General features: G+C 70.1%; 20 protein-coding genes and 1 pseudogene. 5 read left to right on the plus strand and 16 right to left on the minus strand.

Features of this window, described 5'->3' with window-relative positions:
- Positions 1–390: 390 nt before the first annotated feature.
- From VM636_RS07030 to VM636_RS07105, 16 genes and pseudogenes are all read right to left on the minus strand, one after another.
- Complete coding sequence (locus VM636_RS07030) at positions 391–1,410, minus strand: SpaA isopeptide-forming pilin-related protein (RefSeq protein ID WP_338483958.1); 1,020 nt, start codon at positions 1,408–1,410, stop codon at positions 391–393.
- A 182-nt stretch (positions 1,411–1,592) separates the two neighbouring features.
- Positions 1,593–1,847 (minus strand): annotated as a pseudogene (locus VM636_RS07035) (DUF317 domain-containing protein); the annotation flags it as partial.
- 163 nt (positions 1,848–2,010) lie between these two features.
- Complete coding sequence (locus tag VM636_RS07040; RefSeq protein WP_338483960.1) at positions 2,011–2,436, minus strand: hypothetical protein; 426 nt, start codon at positions 2,434–2,436, stop codon at positions 2,011–2,013.
- Complete coding sequence (locus VM636_RS07045) at positions 2,433–3,635, minus strand: ATP-grasp domain-containing protein (protein ID WP_338483962.1); 1,203 nt, start codon at positions 3,633–3,635, stop codon at positions 2,433–2,435. Before VM636_RS07045 ends, VM636_RS07040 begins: the two co-directional genes overlap by 4 nt.
- A gap of 142 nt (positions 3,636–3,777) precedes the next feature.
- Positions 3,778–5,013 (minus strand): MFS transporter, encoded by a 1,236-nt coding sequence (locus tag VM636_RS07050; protein WP_338483964.1) that lies wholly within the window; start codon positions 5,011–5,013, stop codon positions 3,778–3,780.
- Positions 5,010–5,525 (minus strand): regulator, encoded by a 516-nt coding sequence (locus VM636_RS07055; RefSeq protein WP_338483966.1) that lies wholly within the window; start codon positions 5,523–5,525, stop codon positions 5,010–5,012. Before VM636_RS07055 ends, VM636_RS07050 begins: the two co-directional genes overlap by 4 nt.
- Entirely contained in the window at positions 5,522–6,364 is an 843-nt protein-coding gene (locus VM636_RS07060) for a helix-turn-helix domain-containing protein (RefSeq protein ID WP_338483968.1), read from the minus strand. The genes VM636_RS07055 and VM636_RS07060 overlap by 4 nt, the downstream gene beginning before the upstream one ends.
- Positions 6,365–6,406: 42 nt before the next feature.
- A complete protein-coding gene (locus VM636_RS07065; RefSeq protein ID WP_338483970.1) occupies positions 6,407–6,820 on the minus strand; it encodes a hypothetical protein in 414 nt (137 codons plus the stop codon).
- 10 nt (positions 6,821–6,830) lie between these two features.
- Complete coding sequence (locus tag VM636_RS07070) at positions 6,831–7,274, minus strand: hypothetical protein (protein ID WP_338483972.1); 444 nt, start codon at positions 7,272–7,274, stop codon at positions 6,831–6,833.
- Positions 7,271–7,753 (minus strand): hypothetical protein, encoded by a 483-nt coding sequence (locus tag VM636_RS07075; protein WP_338483974.1) that lies wholly within the window; start codon positions 7,751–7,753, stop codon positions 7,271–7,273. Before VM636_RS07075 ends, VM636_RS07070 begins: the two co-directional genes overlap by 4 nt.
- 95 nt (positions 7,754–7,848) lie before the next feature.
- On the minus strand, positions 7,849–8,169 hold the full coding sequence (locus tag VM636_RS07080; RefSeq protein ID WP_338486314.1) for an SH3 domain-containing protein: 321 nt from the start codon (positions 8,167–8,169) through the stop codon (positions 7,849–7,851).
- Positions 8,170–8,349: 180 nt separating this feature from the next.
- Positions 8,350–9,093, minus strand: a complete 744-nt coding sequence (locus tag VM636_RS07085; protein ID WP_338486316.1) for a hypothetical protein — start codon at positions 9,091–9,093, stop codon at positions 8,350–8,352.
- 17 nt (positions 9,094–9,110) lie between these two features.
- Positions 9,111–9,809 carry a hypothetical protein gene (locus VM636_RS07090; RefSeq protein WP_338483976.1) on the minus strand — a complete coding sequence of 233 codons (699 nt, stop codon included), beginning with the start codon at positions 9,807–9,809 and terminating at the stop codon, positions 9,111–9,113.
- Positions 9,810–9,827: 18 nt separating this feature from the next.
- Positions 9,828–10,313, minus strand: a complete 486-nt coding sequence (locus VM636_RS07095) for a hypothetical protein (RefSeq protein ID WP_338483978.1) — start codon at positions 10,311–10,313, stop codon at positions 9,828–9,830.
- Positions 10,310–10,861 (minus strand): DUF4913 domain-containing protein, encoded by a 552-nt coding sequence (locus tag VM636_RS07100; RefSeq protein ID WP_338486318.1) that lies wholly within the window; start codon positions 10,859–10,861, stop codon positions 10,310–10,312. Before VM636_RS07100 ends, VM636_RS07095 begins: the two co-directional genes overlap by 4 nt.
- A 250-nt stretch (positions 10,862–11,111) precedes the next feature.
- Positions 11,112–11,864, minus strand: a complete 753-nt coding sequence (locus tag VM636_RS07105; RefSeq protein WP_338483980.1) for a site-specific DNA-methyltransferase — start codon at positions 11,862–11,864, stop codon at positions 11,112–11,114.
- Between the two features lie 519 nt (positions 11,865–12,383).
- On the opposite strand from VM636_RS07105, the gene VM636_RS07110 reads away from it, so the two are divergent.
- From VM636_RS07110 to VM636_RS07130, 5 genes are all read left to right on the plus strand, one after another.
- Positions 12,384–13,517: an NlpC/P60 family protein gene (locus tag VM636_RS07110; RefSeq protein WP_338483982.1), complete on the plus strand. Its 1,134-nt coding sequence runs from the start codon at positions 12,384–12,386 to the stop codon at positions 13,515–13,517.
- A gap of 176 nt (positions 13,518–13,693) precedes the next feature.
- On the plus strand, positions 13,694–14,059 hold the full coding sequence (locus VM636_RS07115) for a hypothetical protein (protein ID WP_338483984.1): 366 nt from the start codon (positions 13,694–13,696) through the stop codon (positions 14,057–14,059).
- Between the two features lie 214 nt (positions 14,060–14,273).
- Positions 14,274–14,588 (plus strand): DUF6112 family protein, encoded by a 315-nt coding sequence (locus VM636_RS07120; protein ID WP_052836973.1) that lies wholly within the window; start codon positions 14,274–14,276, stop codon positions 14,586–14,588.
- Positions 14,588–15,280, plus strand: coding sequence for a hypothetical protein (locus tag VM636_RS07125; RefSeq protein WP_338483988.1), 693 nt, complete (start codon positions 14,588–14,590; stop codon positions 15,278–15,280). Before VM636_RS07120 ends, VM636_RS07125 begins: the two co-directional genes overlap by 1 nt.
- Positions 15,281–15,316: 36 nt before the next feature.
- The gene (locus VM636_RS07130) at positions 15,317–16,696 is read left to right on the plus strand and encodes an ATP-binding protein (RefSeq protein ID WP_338483990.1); all 1,380 of its coding nucleotides are present in this window, start codon (positions 15,317–15,319) and stop codon (positions 16,694–16,696) included.
- Positions 16,697–16,770: the final 74 nt, after the last annotated feature.

Consider the following 16,770-nt stretch of genomic DNA (forward strand, 5'->3'; position numbering starts at 1 on the left):
GTGACCAGCCATCCTTTCGAGGTGACTCTATTACCTAAACACAATTCCCCCCTCGGGGGCACATTAGAGGAAACTCGAGCCGCAAGTGGGCATCCGATACCATCGCTTCGCATGGGACTCGAAACGCAGGTCACGATCACATCCTGCCCGATCTTCGCCCTGCTCACGACACTGTTCGCCGCAGCACTCGCACACCCTGATCCGCAGATGAGGGCGAGGGCTGAGCGGATCCTTAGGGTGATTTTCAGAGCACGGTAGAGCGCACATTCATCAGCCTGAAACAAAGTACCGTCACTGGTTTTCAAGCCAAGGAGCTGCGCCTCCGTTCACGCTCGCACGATGAAGCCCCCGGAATCGAATGATTCCGGGGGCTTCATGGGGTCGGTTGGGTTAGCTCTCGGCGGAGCCGTCATCGTTGGAGTCGTCCACGGGTCGGCGGCGGGCCATGATGAGGGCGCCTCCGCCTCCGACGATCAAGACGGCCGCTCCGCCGATCAGCCATGGTGTGGCGTTAGCGCCGGTCTGGGCGAGGGTACCCGTCGGCGTCTTCGGTGTGGAGTCGCCAACTGGGGTGGCGGCGACGGTGGAGGAGTCGGATTCCGGTGTGTCGCTGCCCGACGCGGACGGAGTGGCCCCTTCGGTACCGCTGTTCGGCTTGCCGGGGCTGGAGGGGGTGTCGGTGGGCGTGTGCGTGGGCTTGACCGAGGGTTCGGGCTTCGAGTCGGTGGGGGTCTTGGCGTTGTTGACGGTCACGGTCACCGGGTCGCCGGGAGCAGCGGTGAACGTCTTGGTGGGCTTGTTCAGGTCGTAGCCGGCGGGGGCTTTGATCTCCTTGACCCAGAACTGGGCCTTCCGGCTCGACATGGGCAGCTCTCCGGAGGCCGTGCCGTCGGCTCCCGTGGTCAGGGTGAGCAGCGTCGAGGTGCCGGTGCCGATGTTCACGGTCGCACCGGGCAGGAGCTTGCCGGTCTTGTCGTCCTTGGCCTGCAGGAGGACCTTGGCGGCCTTGAAGGGATCGGTGATCGTCAGCCGGGTGGTCGCGCCCGGGGTGACGATGACGTCCTGGTCGACGACGACCTCGTGGAGCGGGCTGCCGGAGGCCGTCTCCTTGAGCCGGTAGACGCCGGGCGCGAGGTCGGAGAAGGTCAGCTTTCCCTGTGCGTCGGTCTTCCCGTGTCCGGCTTCCTGGCCGGCGGAGTCGAGCAGCAGGAACACGGCGCCGGGCAGGGCGTCTCCGGCCGTGTCCTTGGTGGTGATCTCGACGCTGCCCGGGTCCGGGGCCGGAGTCTCGGCGGCGGAGGCTGAGGGGGTCGGTTCGGTGGGCTCGGCGCTCGCGGCCGGTGCCCAAGTGAGGGTGCCGGCCGCCGCGACGGCGATGGCGGCGGCGGATCGGACGAGACGTGCGTGCACGAGGAAGAAGGCTCCTTGATCGGTCGGGGGAGGTCAGCGGGCGCGGCCGAGGGGGTGGGTGCGGACGGCAGAGCGGGCGGCATGTGGTTAGGCGGCTGCGGGGCTGCAGCCGGTGGGACGTAGAGGTGACGACGGGTGTGGAAGGGGATCTGCTTCACGGCCCGGTGCAGCGGTTCGGTGGAGATCAGCGAGGCGGTGAAAGCCGCGGCGAGGGTGGTGGGCGCGGCGGCAGAGAACTGGGCCTGCCAGTGCGGCTCGCTCGGGTATCCGCCCCAGACCCGCCAGACCGGACCGTTGGACCCAGTGGTGGCGTACCGGTGGCGCACGCCGCCAAGGCCCTCTGGAGGCAGGAAGGTCTGCGTGCAGCAGGCTCGCTGCGGCCAGCGCGGCCAGAAGCCAGAGCCTTCCCGGCGACGGAAGCAGAGGCAGCTTCCCAGCGCTGGCGCGCATTGCGGGGCGGTCTGCGCCGCTCAGGCTTCGGGTGACCGGCACGGGCGATCGCGACGCCGGCCAGGAGGGTGCCTGTTGCGGTGAAGAGGGTGCTGTGCGGGGCCTGGGCGGTGAGGGCGGCCAGGCGGCGCCAGCCAGGGCGCCGAGGGACTATGCGGCGTGAAGACCAGACATGATGGGCCGACCGAAGGCCGTTTGGCAACGGACGGCCGCACTGTTGGCGGCAACATCAAGGACGCCGTGGGCGAGGCCGAACGCGAGAGCCGCCGCGAGCAACGCGGACAGGCTCTCTCCCTGGCCCACGAGGACGAGGCATCCGGCCAGGGCAAGGGACCCAGTGGTGAGCAGGGCCGGTAGCCGCGCTGGGCGCGTGTAGCGGCCTCCGATCTGGAGGCCGGCGACCATGCCGATGGCGGCGGCCAGCAGGACCAGGGCCAGCCCTGCGGTGCTGAGGTGGGCAGTCTGCTGCACGGCAGGCATCCGGGCACCCCACACCGCCATGATGGCCCCGAGGCCGAGGAAGTAGCAGGTCAGCAGCGCCCGGCTGTGCCGGTCGGCCGCAGACACCGCGCTCACGCCGCCGTGCTGCGGGTACCGCGGGTCCGGTCGAGGACCGCGGTGACGGCACGAGCGGCCTGGTCGGCGCGGGCACGCGCCTGCTGGCCGGTGGTGGCGGTGGTGATGAGGTAGCCGATCCGGCCGGTGTACAGGTTTCCTCCGTCGGAGGGGACGAGGAGCTGGTCGCCGGGGCGGCACTGGTAGTGCACCCGGTCCAGCCACGTCGGGTGGGGCCCGTCGTAGATGAGGTGGGTGAGCGTGCCGGAGGTGTCCGGGTAGAGCAGCCGGATGGCGGCGGCCGAGGACCTGGTGGGCGTGAGGTCGGGGGCACGGTCGCAGGCGATATCGGCGGCAGCGCGGGGCAGGTCGATGCCGGTGGCGAGACGCACGAGGTGGCCGATCATGTCTCCGGCCAGGCGGGCATTGACCTCGATGAGACGGGGCCTGCCGTCGACGAGGCGCATCTCGATGTGGCTGACGCCGTCGGTGATGCCGAGGGCGTTGATGGCCGCCCGGGCGGCTGGCGCGACGGTTTCCAGGAGCGGGTCGTCGGCGTCCACGCTGTGGGCCAGCTGCTCGAAGTGCGGCGGGGGGCTGATGGTCTTGCGGTTGACCGCGACCACCGTGGTGGCGCCGCGGTAGGTGACGCACTCCACGGAGATCTCCGGCCCGTCGAGGAACTCCTCGACGAGGACGCTGGTGCTCTCGGTGCCCTGACCGGCAGCCCGTTCGGCTGCCTGGTAGGCGGCCGTGAGCTGGTCGCGGTCGTCGACGCGGCGCACGCCGATGGCACCCGCGTGTGAGGCGGGCTTCAGCACCACGGGGTAGCCAATCCGTTCGGCGGCGGCTTCGGCCTCCTGGCGGGTACGCACGCTCACCGAAGCGGCCGAGGGCACGCCGTGGCGGGCGAACAGCGAGCGAGCGGTGGCCTTGTTGCGGCATCCCTGCATCACTTCGGGTGCGGTGGTGGACAAGCCGAGCTGGCGGGCGAGGCGGGCGGTCGGGACCACGCTCCATTCGTCCCAGGTCATGACGCCGGCGAGGTTGTGGCGTCCGGCCAGGGCGTGGCCTCCTGCCAGCAGTGCGGCAGGATCGCTGAGATCCACGACGGCGTGATCGGTGATGTGCGGCTCCTCCCAAGAGGGTTCGGTGCCGGTGAGCAGCACGATGTCGTAGACGTCGGCGACCTGCTCAAGGCAGTAGCCGCGGTAGTTCACATCTCCGGGAGCGACGACAAGTACAACAGGGCGAGCGGGCAAGAGAGCTTCTCCGTATCGAGGGACGGCAGGGCAGGAAAAAAAGGGGGTGTTCAGGCGGCGCGGCGACGGCGCAGCTCTCCACGGGCTGGGGACAATTGGGTCAGGTGCGCAGGGCAGGGTCGGTGCGCAGGCGGGCGAAGGCGCAGAACAGGCCGAGGGTTTGCAGGGCGGCGCAGGCGGTGATGACGTGTCCCAGCGCGTCGGGCGGGGTGAGCGCAGTGAGCACGCCGGCGACCGGGAAGGGCAGCAGGAGGATGAGAATGGTGGCCGACAGGGTGCTGCCAAACGCCTCTGGAGGGATCAGGCGGGAGCGCAGGGTGCGCAAGACAACCGCCAGGCCGCCATCGGCTGCCATCAGGACCGCGACCATGACCAGGTAGGACAGGTAGCCGGGGGCCAGGGCGGCGGCGAGGCAGGCGAGCGAAGCAATGGCGGAGCAGGCGGCTCCCACTGGCCACAGGCCCAGGCGATCCAGCACGAACCGACAGATGGTGACGGCCGCCAGGGTGGCTGCCGCTGCGGCGGACCACACCAGGCCGACGGCCGTAGTGGACTGCCCGAAGTGCTGGACGACGATCACCGGACCGGCTGCCTGGAGAAGGCCGATAGACAGGTTGGACAGGGTCAGCCCGGCCACCAGCCAGCCGAGCGCGGGGAGCGCGCGGATGGTGCGCCACCCCGTGACGAGCCCGGCGCCGGGCCGCCCCTTTCGCGCGCGGGCCGGGGCAACGGGCGAGGGCGGTGTGCGCAGGGCGAGCAGCGCGGCGAGCAGCGAGAGCACGGTGACCACCGCGAGCATCGACGGCGGCCCGGCGAGCAGCAGCACGCCGGCGAGCGCCGGTCCGGCCAAGGTCGCGGTCTGGTCGATGCCGAGCAGGACGGCCTGGACACGGTGGGCCCGGGGTCCGGCTCGGCGGCCAGCGGCGGCTCCGGCGGTCTCGGTCGCGATGTAGCTGAACTCGGTGAGCACGCCGGTCGCCGCCGCGAGCACCATCGCTGTCGCGCTCGCCACGGTGCCGGATGGGAAGAGGTACAGGAACACCGCGCCAGCGGCGAGCACCACCGCCCGTCCCAGGGAGGCGAGGTGGAAGACCACCGAGGCGCCGCGCCGGTCGACGATCGATCCGGCCCACCCGAACGCAGCCAGGCGCGGGATCCACTCCAGGGCGAAGGCGGCCCCTGTCAGCACGGCGGAGCCAGTCGTGGCCAAGACGAGCAACGGGATGCCGTAGGTGGACATCGCGAACGCCAAGGCATCCGCCGTGCGCGGCAGGTAGATGCTGCTCATCAGCCCGGCCGTGTGGCGTGCGTGCCGGGGTGTGACCGCTGCGCTCACGCGGCCCGCTCGGGCTCAGCCTTGGCCACCTGGGGGTTGCTAATCAGCCACTGGATCAAAGACGTGCGGGCACAGGCCAGCTCCGACTCAGCCTCAACGCTGATGGGGCGCACAGGGGCCAGAGGGCCGGGGCGGTCGGCATCCCCAGGAGTGAGCGATGGTGCCAGCAGGCCGAGGACATGCCGGACACGGCTGCTGAACTCGCAGACGGCGGCGGGGACCGAGTGACACCGCGCCCACCGGGCTAGCGCGTCGTACAGGTCAGCCAGTTCCCGCCCGGATTCGGTCAGTTCCAGGCCGGTGCCGGGCGCGACCCGGACGAGACCGTAGGTGCGGGCCGTGTCGGAGGCACTTCGCAGCTGGTGCGGGGAGAGGTCGGACAGAGTCCCGGCCAGACGTCGCGGCGGTATGGCGCCGTTGTCGTCGATCTCGGTGACCAGACGGATCAGGGAGCACGAGGCGAGCACGTCGACAGCGTGGCGCGCTGCGGCAGAGGCGAAGGGGGTGCTCATCGGCGCGGGCCTCCCGCCGGGAGGGCTGCCGTCGGGTAGCTGGTCATAGCGTGCGAGAAGAGGTCACGGTGGTGCCACGCCGGGGACGACCCAACCGCCCGAGCGGGCGGCAGCGCCGCGGGCGCCGGCCGTGATGGGCTGCTGACCCACGGCCTCGGCTTGCTCTTGGCCTTTGGCTGGCCCCAGACGGGGTGGTGGGCCGCCTGGTCGAGGGGCTGCCCGGCGGACCAGGCGGAGAGCGTGCCGAGGACGGGGCCCAGGGCGTCGCCGGCGGCGGACAGCCGGTAGGGCCGGCCGTTGCCCTCGGTGTCGGCCAGACCGTCGGCAACGAGTTGCCGCAACGGCGGATAGATGTTCGTCCAGTCGCTGCTGGGCATCACGATCCGGGCCAGACCCCGGCCGCTGACCTCCTCGCGCGACTTGAGCACCCACAGGATGGCGGCGGCGTGGCGCCGGGTAAGCAGGGTGAGGCTGTCCTCGATCTGCTCGATGGCGGCCAGCGGGCGTTCCGCCTTCTCCAAGTGCTCCTCGGCCCAGGTGACGATCACCGGCAGGATCGGCAGCAGGGCAGTGGCTCGCTCGGTGTGGCCGTAGGTCACGTGGCGTGCGGTGTGTTCGGTGCGCTCGACGAGGCCGGCGTCGCACAGCGACTTGAGCTTGGGGTGGAGCTGGCCGTTCTGCAGCCAGGACACCTTGGCCGCCAGCTCGCTGTAGCGCAGCGGCGGGCCGGAGAGGGCCAGCAGGATCCTCACGTTCCAGCGCGGGGTGATCATGGCGAGGGCCTCGGTGACCCGGGCGATGTCGGCATCGGCATCGGGGGGCAGAGCGGTGATGGCCAAGGGAGGAACTCCTGGGTGAAAGGAAAGGGGGGTGCCTGCAGGTCAGCGGCTGTGTGCCGCGCTCTGCGCCGCAAGGGGCGCGGCCGGGGCAGGCAGCGTGGGAGCCGGGGAGGCAGAGGTCGAGGCCGGGACGCGGACCAGGCTCTGCAGGACGGCGGCGGCCGACTTGGCCTGGGTCTCGCGGATGGCGACGGCTTCGGTGAGCCGGCGGATGCCGTCGAGGAGGTGGGAGACCTCGTGCGGGCCGATCTGCTGCTCGGGGTGGATGAGACGGGTGAGGTGGTCGCGGTGGAAGTCGATGCTGCGCTCGGCCAGGGCGAGGGTGTCGTGCATGCCGAGCAGGGCGGAGAGCATGCCGGGTGGCTGGTCCTGTGCGTGGGCTTCGAGGTCGGCGAGCGGTGCGCCGTACAGGTCCTCTATCCGTCCGGCTATGTCGGTGGACGTGAGGTGGGGCAATCAGGGGCTTTCACGGTCGGCGGGCCCGGGCCGCCCCGGCACGCTGGGGTGCCGGGGCGGCAGACGGGGGCAGGGTGGCGGTGGCCCTGAGCTGAGCCGTTCGTACGGGCCGGGACTGCTGGGCGGGCGGGGGCATGGTGCGCAGCAGCTCGCCTAGGGCTGCGCGGTAGCCGTCGCGGGCCTCCAGTGCTGCTTCCAGCCACTGCGCGTCGAATCGGAGCTTGTCCGCCGACAGTTCGTCCATGTCGCGGTCGGGATCCATGTCGGCGTGGACGCGGTCGCGGACGCGGGCGACCTGCTCCTCGGTGAGCGCCAGGAACGAGCGCAGCTCCAGGGCACGGGCGAGCGCGGGCGAGGCACCTGGGCTGGCAGCCGTCTCGTACAGCTCGGGTAGCGGGTTGCCGAAGACCTTCTGCAGGTCGGCGTCCATGGTGCTGGCCTTGTCCCGGCTCATCGGGCGGTCCTTGCCGGCCGCCACGCCGATGCCGGAGCGGCTGTGCCGGCGGGCCGGTGGGGAGCGCTGGTCTGCACCGCCGGGCCGGTTCGGGGCCGGAGGCGGGCGAGGCGCTGGGCGGCGAGGTCCTTCTTCCCCGGGGCGTCCGGGTCGAGGAGCCAGCGCACGACCATGGCTCGGCCGTCGCGGGCGGTGACGGCCGCGTTCACCCGGTGGGCGAGGCCCATCGTCGGATCGTCGATCTCGCTGGGCTGGGTTTGCAGCGCAGCGAGGAGGTCGTCCTCCGCACGCTCCAGCACGGACTGGGCCTCGACGAGAAGGCCATGCCACTTGACGACGTCGGTGGCATCGGGATTCGCGGTCGGCGCGGCGGCGACCGCGGCCTTCAACTGGTCCATGCCCATGTCGAAGCACGCTTCGATCCGTTCGGTGAGCACGCCCACGACATCCTCAGACTCATCGGATATGCCATCGGGCAAAGGGAAATCTCCTGTTCTGGAAAGGCCGATCCCTGGGGTGGGAGGGGCTGCCGTACCCAGTGGCTGAGCCGCTTACGGCCACCTGCTGGGCTCTGTCAGGCCAGGCACATTCGGACGTCGCGGTAGACGTACGTGCCGGAGACCCAGCCCTTGACGCCAGTCGTCTTGTCCGTGATGTAGAGCCAGTTGCCGCTCTTCTTGGACACGCTGAACGCGTGGCTCTTGTAGAGCACGCCGAGCGCGGTGGACTTCGAGCTGGTCTTCGACCGAATGGTCACGGCACTGGCGTGCACCGTGTAGGGGAGCGGCGGCCGGTTGTGGCAGCTCACGGCGGGGGTGGCGGTTACTGCGGTGGGTACGGTCGCGGCGCTGGCGGGGGTGGCGGACAGCGCCGGCAGCGCGAGCGCGCCAAGCATCGCCGCGGATATGGCAATTCGGGTGGAGCGCATGCGGAAGAAACCTCCGTGAAGGCACAGGGAATGCAGGGAAGGAGCCGCGGGAGTTGTCCCGGCGGCTGTATAAGAGTCCGGAGAATCGCCGGTTTGGCTAACCGGCGATCGTCGGCTATGTTGCGCCGCCCGCGTCGGGCTGAGCGCTCAGCGTGTACGGCCGGGCGGGCGCGGGGCGGGGGACTTGGTGACCTGAGCCGGACGGCTGGTGGTGGCTGTCGGGCGGACCGGTGGGAGTGGGCCGGCCTCGCCGGTGAGGCGGTCGTTGCACCACTTCAGGGCCTCACCGGCCGTGTCGAAGCCGCCCTCGCGCAGGGTGTGCGTCCACGTCTCGGTATCGACTTCCTCGACCACCACGCGGAAGGGGCTGGGGGCTTGCTCGTCCCGTGGCCGCAGTACCACGACGATGACCATGTCGTTGGGGTCGTCGCTGGTGTAGGAGTAGCCCATGGCGTAACGGTCGCCGTCGCCGACGAGGCGTCGCTCCAGTGCTCGCGTAGCCTCGTCCGCCGGTGGTGGTCCCAGCTCGGGGTCGAGGCCGATGGCGTCGTGCGGGCAGCCGCGGTGTATGAGCCACGACTGCGCTATCGCGGGCAGCGGCAGCGGAGCGTGCTCGTAGCTGAAGGTGCGGTTCTCGTAGTCCCGTTGCAGATGCACGGCGAGCACCTGGGGCATGCCGGGGTGTCCCCAGGTGGCGGTGCGGTCGAACAGCACGTAGTAGCTGTTCGGGCCATCGTGGTGTTCGGCGAGGGGGACGAGCATGTCCTCGTGGACGGCGACCTTGCGGTAGAAGTCGAGGTGCCTCTCCTCGTCGGCATTGAGGTCGTCCAACTCGAAGTCGACGTGAAGGATGATCTTCGAGGTCGGCGCCGGTTCGGTGGGGGTCAACAGGAGCCTTTCGGTGGAGTTCAGCGCCGCTTCGCGGGAGTGGACGGCGAGGCGCTGGGGCGAGCCGGGCTCGTCGGCGGATGCGTCGTGGGAGTCCGGCGGGCGTCGAGCAGTGCGGCTCGTCCGGCGTCGGTGAGGAAGACGGGCTGGCCGGCGTGCACAGGGTGGCTGGTGTCCCGGACGATCAGGCCGGCGCGTTCCAGCTGCTGCATCTGGGGATAGGGGATGCGGATGCCGGAGGAGGCGGTCACGGAGACGCGGCCGGTCAGGAGGTGTTCGTGGAGCTTGGCACCGCCGGCGATGGCGAGCAGTGCCGCCCGGTCATCGGTCGAAAGCGGTGGTGCGTCGGGCGTCGGCGCTGCGGTGGCGGCCTCGATGGGCTCCAGGGCAGCAAGCACCTCTTGGACGGCGGCGTCGCGCGCCTCGGTGGCTACCTCCAGCTGGTCCACGGTGCGGTCGATGCGTACGAAGAGAGCGCCGTCGACAGGGAACTCACCGGTCGTGAGCCGGTTGAGCAGTTTGAGGTAGAAGGTGACGCCGATCTGGGCGTTGGTCAGCGTGCGGTGCCGATCGACCAGCTGGGCGTGTGGTTCGTCGAGGGCGCCGCGGTCGCGGTAGGTCCACAGGGTGTCGATGTCGTGGCCGGTGACCGCTTCGAGGCGGTGGTCGAGCTGCGTGACCGCACGCCGGGCGGGTGTCGGCGCAGGTTGACGGGGCATGGGCGACGCTCCGTGCGTTCAGCGGGTGGGATGGTGCGCGGGGTTGAGGGCGGGACGGGGCAGACCCGGCAGTGCGGCAGGCGGCGGACCGGGCCGGGGCACGGAAGCACGGGTGGTCAGCTGCGGGGAACGCGAGCGGGCCGCGTGCGTCCGAGCGCTCAGCGGCCGGCGGGTCATCCCCAGGCGGCGGCCGACCTCGTCGTAGACGTCGTTGCCCGCACGCGGCCGGATCGCGACGACGTGAATCTCGTTGGGGTGGGCGGATTCCGCGGGCGCCGGGCGGACGCCGTAGACGACGCGCCAGTCCTTGCGGCGGTCCACGAACAGCTTCCGGTACCCCTCCAAGTCGCCGTCGAGGCGCAGGCCGGAGCGCTGCGCGTTCACCACTTCCTGCAGGTAGGCGAGGGTGAGGTCGCGGATCTCGCTGGGGGCCTGTAGGAGATCGGTCAGCGCGCGAGGGTCGAAGCTCAGGGCGAAGGCGGGCTCTCCCATTCCCGCGCTCATGGCGCCGGCTCATCCTGCTCGGTGGTACCGGCGCCATCCGCCGTGGCCGCCGTCTCGGTGCGCACGGACGGCGGCGGGCCGGGCAGGAGACGGTGCGCGGGCCGGTCGGGAGAGGTCATGCAGGCCGACAGCGGTCCGCCCGGCGCGCGAATTGCGGCGACGGCATGGGTGAGGAAGTCGCGGTGCCACACGAACAGTCCGGAGAGCCCGGCTTCGGGGTCCTTGTGCTGCTGGTAGGCGAGCCACAGGGCGTGGAGCCAGGCCACGACGTCGTCGTGTTCCTGCCACCGTAGGCACCAGGGTGCCGCGGTGGTGACCTCTGCCCCGTAGACAGGGAGGAAGAAGTCGTCGACCCAGTCCGAGAGGGCGTCGAGTTCGTCTTCCCGTTCCTCCCCGTCGAGTTCCAGGATCGGGCGGGGTTCCGGCGGAGCGGCGGCTGGAGGCCCGCCGAGTCCCGGCATGCCGAACGCGGCGAACGGTGACCCGCTCGGCGCCGGCGCGGATGCGAGGTGGTCGAGCTGCTGGGCCTGCTGCGCCGACTGCTCCATGAGCCGCCGCACGCTCGCCTCGATTCCCTCCAGCTGCGGATCCGGAATGCGAACCGGCTCCAACTCGCCATCGCCGGAGTGCTTTGCGGTTTCGGACATTGAAAGTTCGGCCTCCTACGAGACACGGGATAAGGGAAGGGCGAAAGCGTCCTGCACGGACCGGGCAGCGAAATCACACGTCCGCTCCGGCGGTGCTCCGCCGGCGGCTCAGCAGGGAGCCGGTTGCGTTGGCGGCAGGAGGGGGCCCGGATCAGACGGCGAGAACCACGTCGTTGGTGAGGGTTGCGCAGATCGTCTCGGTGAGCCGGTCGGCCGCGATCGACGCGTAGTGCTCGGTCTTCTCCACGCCGATGAAGTCCCGGCCTTCCAGCAGTGCGGCGACGCCCGTGGAGCCGGAGCCGGCGCAGAAGTCGAGGACTGTGCCGCCTTCGGGGCTGATCTTGACCAGCTCGCGCATCACCTCGACCGGCTTCTGCGTGATGTGCTGGCGCTTGGACCCTGAGGGCTGTGAAGCCGAGTACATACCCGGCAGGTAGACCGGGTTCCGGGAGCCGTCGATTGGCCCCTTGGACGCCCAGACGATGAATTCGCAGTTCTGGGTGAACCGGCCCTTTTGGGGCCTTGCCTGCGGCTTGTGCCAGGCCAGCACACCGCGCCACAGCCATCCGGCGGCCTGAATGGCGTCTGTCGTCGTGGGGAGTTGACGCCAGTCGGTGAACAGCAGCGCGGTCCCGCCGGTCTTCGTCAGCCGGTGGGCCTCGGTCATGATTTGCGTCAGCCAGAACGAGTAGGACCGCTGGTCCATGTTGTCGCCGGTGAAGTCGGCAAGGTCGTTCTTCGCATCGGCGGAGGTGTACTTCTGCTTCGCGGAGCGGGTGGTGCGCTCCTTCGCAGTCCGGCCACCGCTGTTGTACGGCGGGTCGGTGATGACGGAGTCGACGCAGCCGTCCGGGAGACCGGAGAGAACGGCCAGAGCGTCGCCCTGATGCAGGGAAAAAGGCAAAGAGGAACCCCAATTCGGGTGCGGAAACGCGGAGGGAAACCCCCGCCTCGCACAGGAGTCCTCGCGGGCCGGAAACGGGCATGCAAGAGCCCATGGCCACAGGCGGAGGAAGGCGAGGGGGGAGTCCAAAAACTGTAGAGCCGAATCCGCCGACGACCAAGAAGTGCCGTGCTCAGGTGCCGGTTTCCGGCACCTCACGCCGCAATTTTTGGTCAACCGCCGATCCGCGCCTACTGTTTTTGAACCGCCCGGCGCACACCGCCGCTGGCTACTCCCCTGCCACACCTCACGGAGGTACCCCCCTGCCCCGGCACACCTAGCCCACGGCGCGGCCACACACGGAGCGAGCGGCAACTCGCCCCGCGCCGGCCCGTCTCCGATCGCCCACCCGGCCGCTGCGCCCTTCCACCACGCCTCGCGCACGCGACACGCCGGACACCGCACCCTCAAGGAGCCGTTCATGACGTCTCGCTACCCATCCATGCCCGAACCCGCTGACCGGCGAGCGGTCCGCTCAGGTTGAAGGGGCTCGCCGCTGGCATCGGCGTCGTCTTCCTCTCCCCGATCCTGCTCGCCGGCGCCAGCATGATGCTGGCTTCCTCCGCCGATGCCGTGCAGAGCAGCGGCTCCTTCAGCGACTGCCTGAGCGACATCGACAGCGACAAGGTCGCCGAGCAGGTAACCAAGATCCTCGACGGCGCCTCCGGCAAAGACGTGCACGTCGAGGGCTTGGACCTGCCCGCCGAGCAGGTCCCGAATGCCCAGACGATCGTGGCCGCCGGCCTCTCCCTCGACGTCCCCAAGAAGGGACAGATCATCGCGCTCGCCACGGCGATGCAGGAGAGCCGGCTGCGCAACCTCAACTACGGCGACCGCGACTCCCTCGGCCTCTTCCAGCAGCGTCCCTCCCAGGGCTGGGGCAGCTCCCAGCAGATCCGTGATCCGGTCTACGCCTCCGAGCAGTTCTACAAGCACTTGCTCAAGGTGGACGGCTGGCAGCAGATGACCGTCACCCAGGCTGCCCAAGCCGTGCAGAAGTCCGGTCTTCCGGACGCGTATGCGCAGTGGGAAAGCCTGGCCACCGCGCTGCAGAGCGCCATCGCCAAGACCTTCCCCGGCGCAGGCGATGACGCGGACGGCAAGGACACGAACCAGGGCGAGAAGCCCTCGACCAGCACGACCGGCTGTGCGCCGGGCCAGGACGGGTCAGGCTTCGGCCGCATCCCCGAAGGGAGCGTCCCCAAGGGCTACTCGATCCCCAAGGACGCCGACCCGAAGGCCCGAACGGCCATCGAGTGGGCGATGCACCAACTCGGCACGCTCTACCAGTGGGGCGGATCCTGCACGAACGCGCACGGCCCCGACCCCATGGGCCGCTGCGACTGCTCCAGCCTGATGCAGCAGGCGTACGCCCATGCCGGCATCACGCTCACCCGCACCACGTTCACGCAGGTCAACGAGGGCAAGGCGGTCTCGCCCGCTCGCCTCAAGCCCGGCGACCTGATCTTCAGCCGCGGCAGCGCCGCACGGCCTGAGCACGTCGGCATGTACATGGGCGAGGGCCTCGTGATCGAGGCGCCGCGCACCACCAAACCGGTCCGGATCACCCCGATCAAGGACTGGGACATTCTCGCCGTCCGCCGCGTCCTCTGATCCCGGTCAGACCGTAGGCCCGTGAGCCGCCATCGCCGCGATACCTCGCCAGTGGTCTGCCCGATAGCCGGGCTCGGAGGCCGACCCCCTCCGCGATGGCCGTCTCGCCCGACGAACCGCCCAGCAGGACGAGTCGAACGGCCCACCTTCTATCTCCCTGCCCCCGGAGCATCCACGTGACAATCCCCTCCCGCGTCCGGCGTGCCCTCGCCGCCAGCTCGATCGGCCTCGCTGTTGCCGCCGGCGGCCTGGCCAGCGCCTCCACAGCCCAGGCGCACGACACGGGCCACACGACGATCTCGTGCAAGGCGGACAAGGTCCACAAGGATCCTTCGAAGAAGTCCGCCGTCGTGGGCATCGCCTACCGGCACGACAAGGTCGCCTATAACCAGTTCGCGTACAAGCGCGCAGAGAAGACCTGGTACACCCGCGGTGCGGTGACCCGGAAGTCCGACGGCAAGAAGATCCGCGGCTACATGATCTACGACTGCGCCAACCCGTACGCGTTGAACCCGGCACCGAAGCCGCCGATTCCGAAGTAGCGCGCCCCGGCAGCCCTCCCTGGCCCCGAGCAGAAAAGGCTGCTTCGAAGCCGTGCCCCGGCCCGAGGAGTGGGCTCTCCTCGCCTCTGCCCGACGCAGGTCGGGGCAAGCCGCCGCCGCGGCCAATTTCGCGCCCCGGGCGCACGTCCCCCTCCGCTTCGCTTTTCCCGCCGGCCCTCACCTGGCCCGCGTATGCAAGGAGCCTGCCACGCCTATGTCCGTCCCTCTCGCAGACCGCGTCATCCAGCTCGCCTACGACCCAGGTATCTCGCCCAAGGGCGGCGGGTTGCCTGGCCTCGCCGTGCTGAAGAACGTGGTCAACAGCATCAACATGTTCGGGATCATCGCCGTCGTCGGCGCCCTCGCCGTCTCGCTCGGCGTATGGGCCTGGGGCCACCACACCGGTGGTCACCAGGCCGAGGCCAACGGGAAGAAGGGCGCCGTCGTCGCCGCCGGCGCCGCCCTCGGTCTGGGTGCCGCGAACGGCATCGTGGCCTTCTTCTCCGGCCTGGGATCGCAGGTCCACTGATGCGGAAACGCTTCCCCGCCTCTTCGCTGTCCTCGTACGGCTCGGGCTGGTCGACGAACCGACGCATCGCGATCGGCGCCACCATTGTCGCCGTCCTGCTCGCCCTCGCCGGGGTCGTTGCCCTGCTGACCGACGGTGGCAACGGCCACCAGACTCCCGATGCCGCGCCACCGGCTCCCACGGGCAGCCCGTCCCAATCCGAGGCTGCTCCCAAGCCTTCCTCCGGGTACGGGTCGGTACCCAAGCCTCCGCAGATCGCCGAACCGGTCGCCTACGCCAAGGCAGCGGCTCAGATGCTGTGGTCCTACGACACCCGCGACACCAGCCGCGACCAGCAGCTCGCCGGCATGCGTGCCTGGATGACCACTGAGACCAAGTACGCCGACTGGGCCTCGGTCGCCGGGCAGGTGCCCGACCCGGTGCTGTGGTCGCGGATGGCCGACCAGGACCAGCACGCCACCGCCCACGTCACCGAGGGCCACTACCCCGGTGCGTTCAAGCAGGCGTTGGCCGAGGATCCGTCCGCGATAACCGAGGCGTACGTCTACGTAGTCACCGTCAACGGCAAGCAGACCCTCAGCTGGAAGAAGGGCGGTGGCGGCACCGAGGAACGGGCCGTGACCCTCGCCGTCCAGTGCCGCCCAAACCACGACTGCACCCTGGCCGCTATCGCCCCCAGTGTCACGCAGTGACCCGCACCTGAGACAAGAAAGGAGGCGTAACTCCCCGTGGGTTTCTGCGACATCCCCCTGGCCGACAAGCTGTGCGCTGTCGGCGACGCCGTCGATTTCGCCTCGGACCCCGGCAAGGCCATCGGTGACTGGATGGCGAAGTCTGCCGGTGAACTGGCAGCCGCATCCGCCGATCTGGCCGCCGAGGCGGTCAACACCACCACGAAGGTGGACCTCAACGCCGGATGGTTCCGCGACAACTACGAGATGTTGCTGCCACTGGGCCTGGTCCTGCTGGTCGCCACCTTCTGCGCACAGCTCGTCCGAGCCGCCATCCGACGCGACGGACAAGCACTGACACAAGCATTCACCGGCACCATGAGCGGCGTCCTGTTCGCCTTCTGCGCCATCGCCCTGACCACAGTCGCCATCGAAGTAGTCGACGCGCTCTCCGACGGACTGTTCCACGCCGCGCAACTGGACATCGCCTCCGCCGTACGGCGCATCGTGAAGGTCAACCAGATCCCCGGTCTGGCCGGCCTCGGCTGGCTGGTGGCGGTCGTCGCCGGTCTGGGTGCCGCCATCGGCGCCGTCCTGTACTGGTGCGTGATGATGGTCCGCAAGGTCGGCATCCTCGTCATGGTCACCCTCGCCGTCTTCGCCTCCGCCGGCGGAGGCTGGGAGGTCGCCCGACGTTGGCGCAAGGGCTGGATCGAAGCCACCGCCACCCTCGTCGTTTCCAAGCTCCTGATGACCGTCATCTTCGTCCTCGGTATCGCCGCAATGGGCAAGACGGAAGCCAATGACGGCATCGCCGCGCTCGCCGACGTCATGTCCGGCATCGTGATCATGGTCCTGGTGCTGTTGTGTCCGTACGCGGTCTTCAAGTTCGTGCACTGGGCAGCCGACGGCACCGACGGCGAGTCCATCCACCGTGCCGGTGGCACCGGGGCCCAGATCGCCAAGGCCCACGCCGAGAAGGCCGCCCGCAAGGTCGCCGCAGCCGCGGCCACCGCCGGAACCGGTGGCGCCGCAGCCGGAGCAGGTGGCGCTGCCGCCATGGGGAGTGCCGCACCGCAAGGCCCCGACGGCGGCGGATTCCCCGGCGACGTCGCCACCGACCCGACCGGCGGCGGCGAAGACAAGGACGGTTCGCAGGGCGGTGGTACGGGAGGCTCGCCCGGCGGCGGCCCCGTCAAGTCCGGCCTGGAGAAGACCGTCCAGCCCGCGCCGACCAGTGTGTCCGACGACACCAGTGGCCAGGTTGGAGGCAGCCCGGGTCCAGGCGGATCCGGCGCGAATGCCGCGTCCGGCCAGGGCGGCGGGTGGCAGGCCACTCCGCCGACGACACCGCCTCCGCAGGGAGCACCCCCGTCCTCCGGCTCACAGGGCGCCGCGTCGAGCGGGTCGGCTCCGCCGCCGCCGACCGGCCTCTGACCCCTGCCCGACTCCCGAGGGCGGAACGCGCACACCACCTCCCGCCCCCGGACTCCACCCGCGCCTCCAGGACC

This window comes from Streptomyces sp. SCSIO 75703, from assembly GCF_036607905.1.
In the GTDB taxonomy this organism is placed as follows: domain Bacteria; phylum Actinomycetota; class Actinomycetes; order Streptomycetales; family Streptomycetaceae; genus Streptomyces.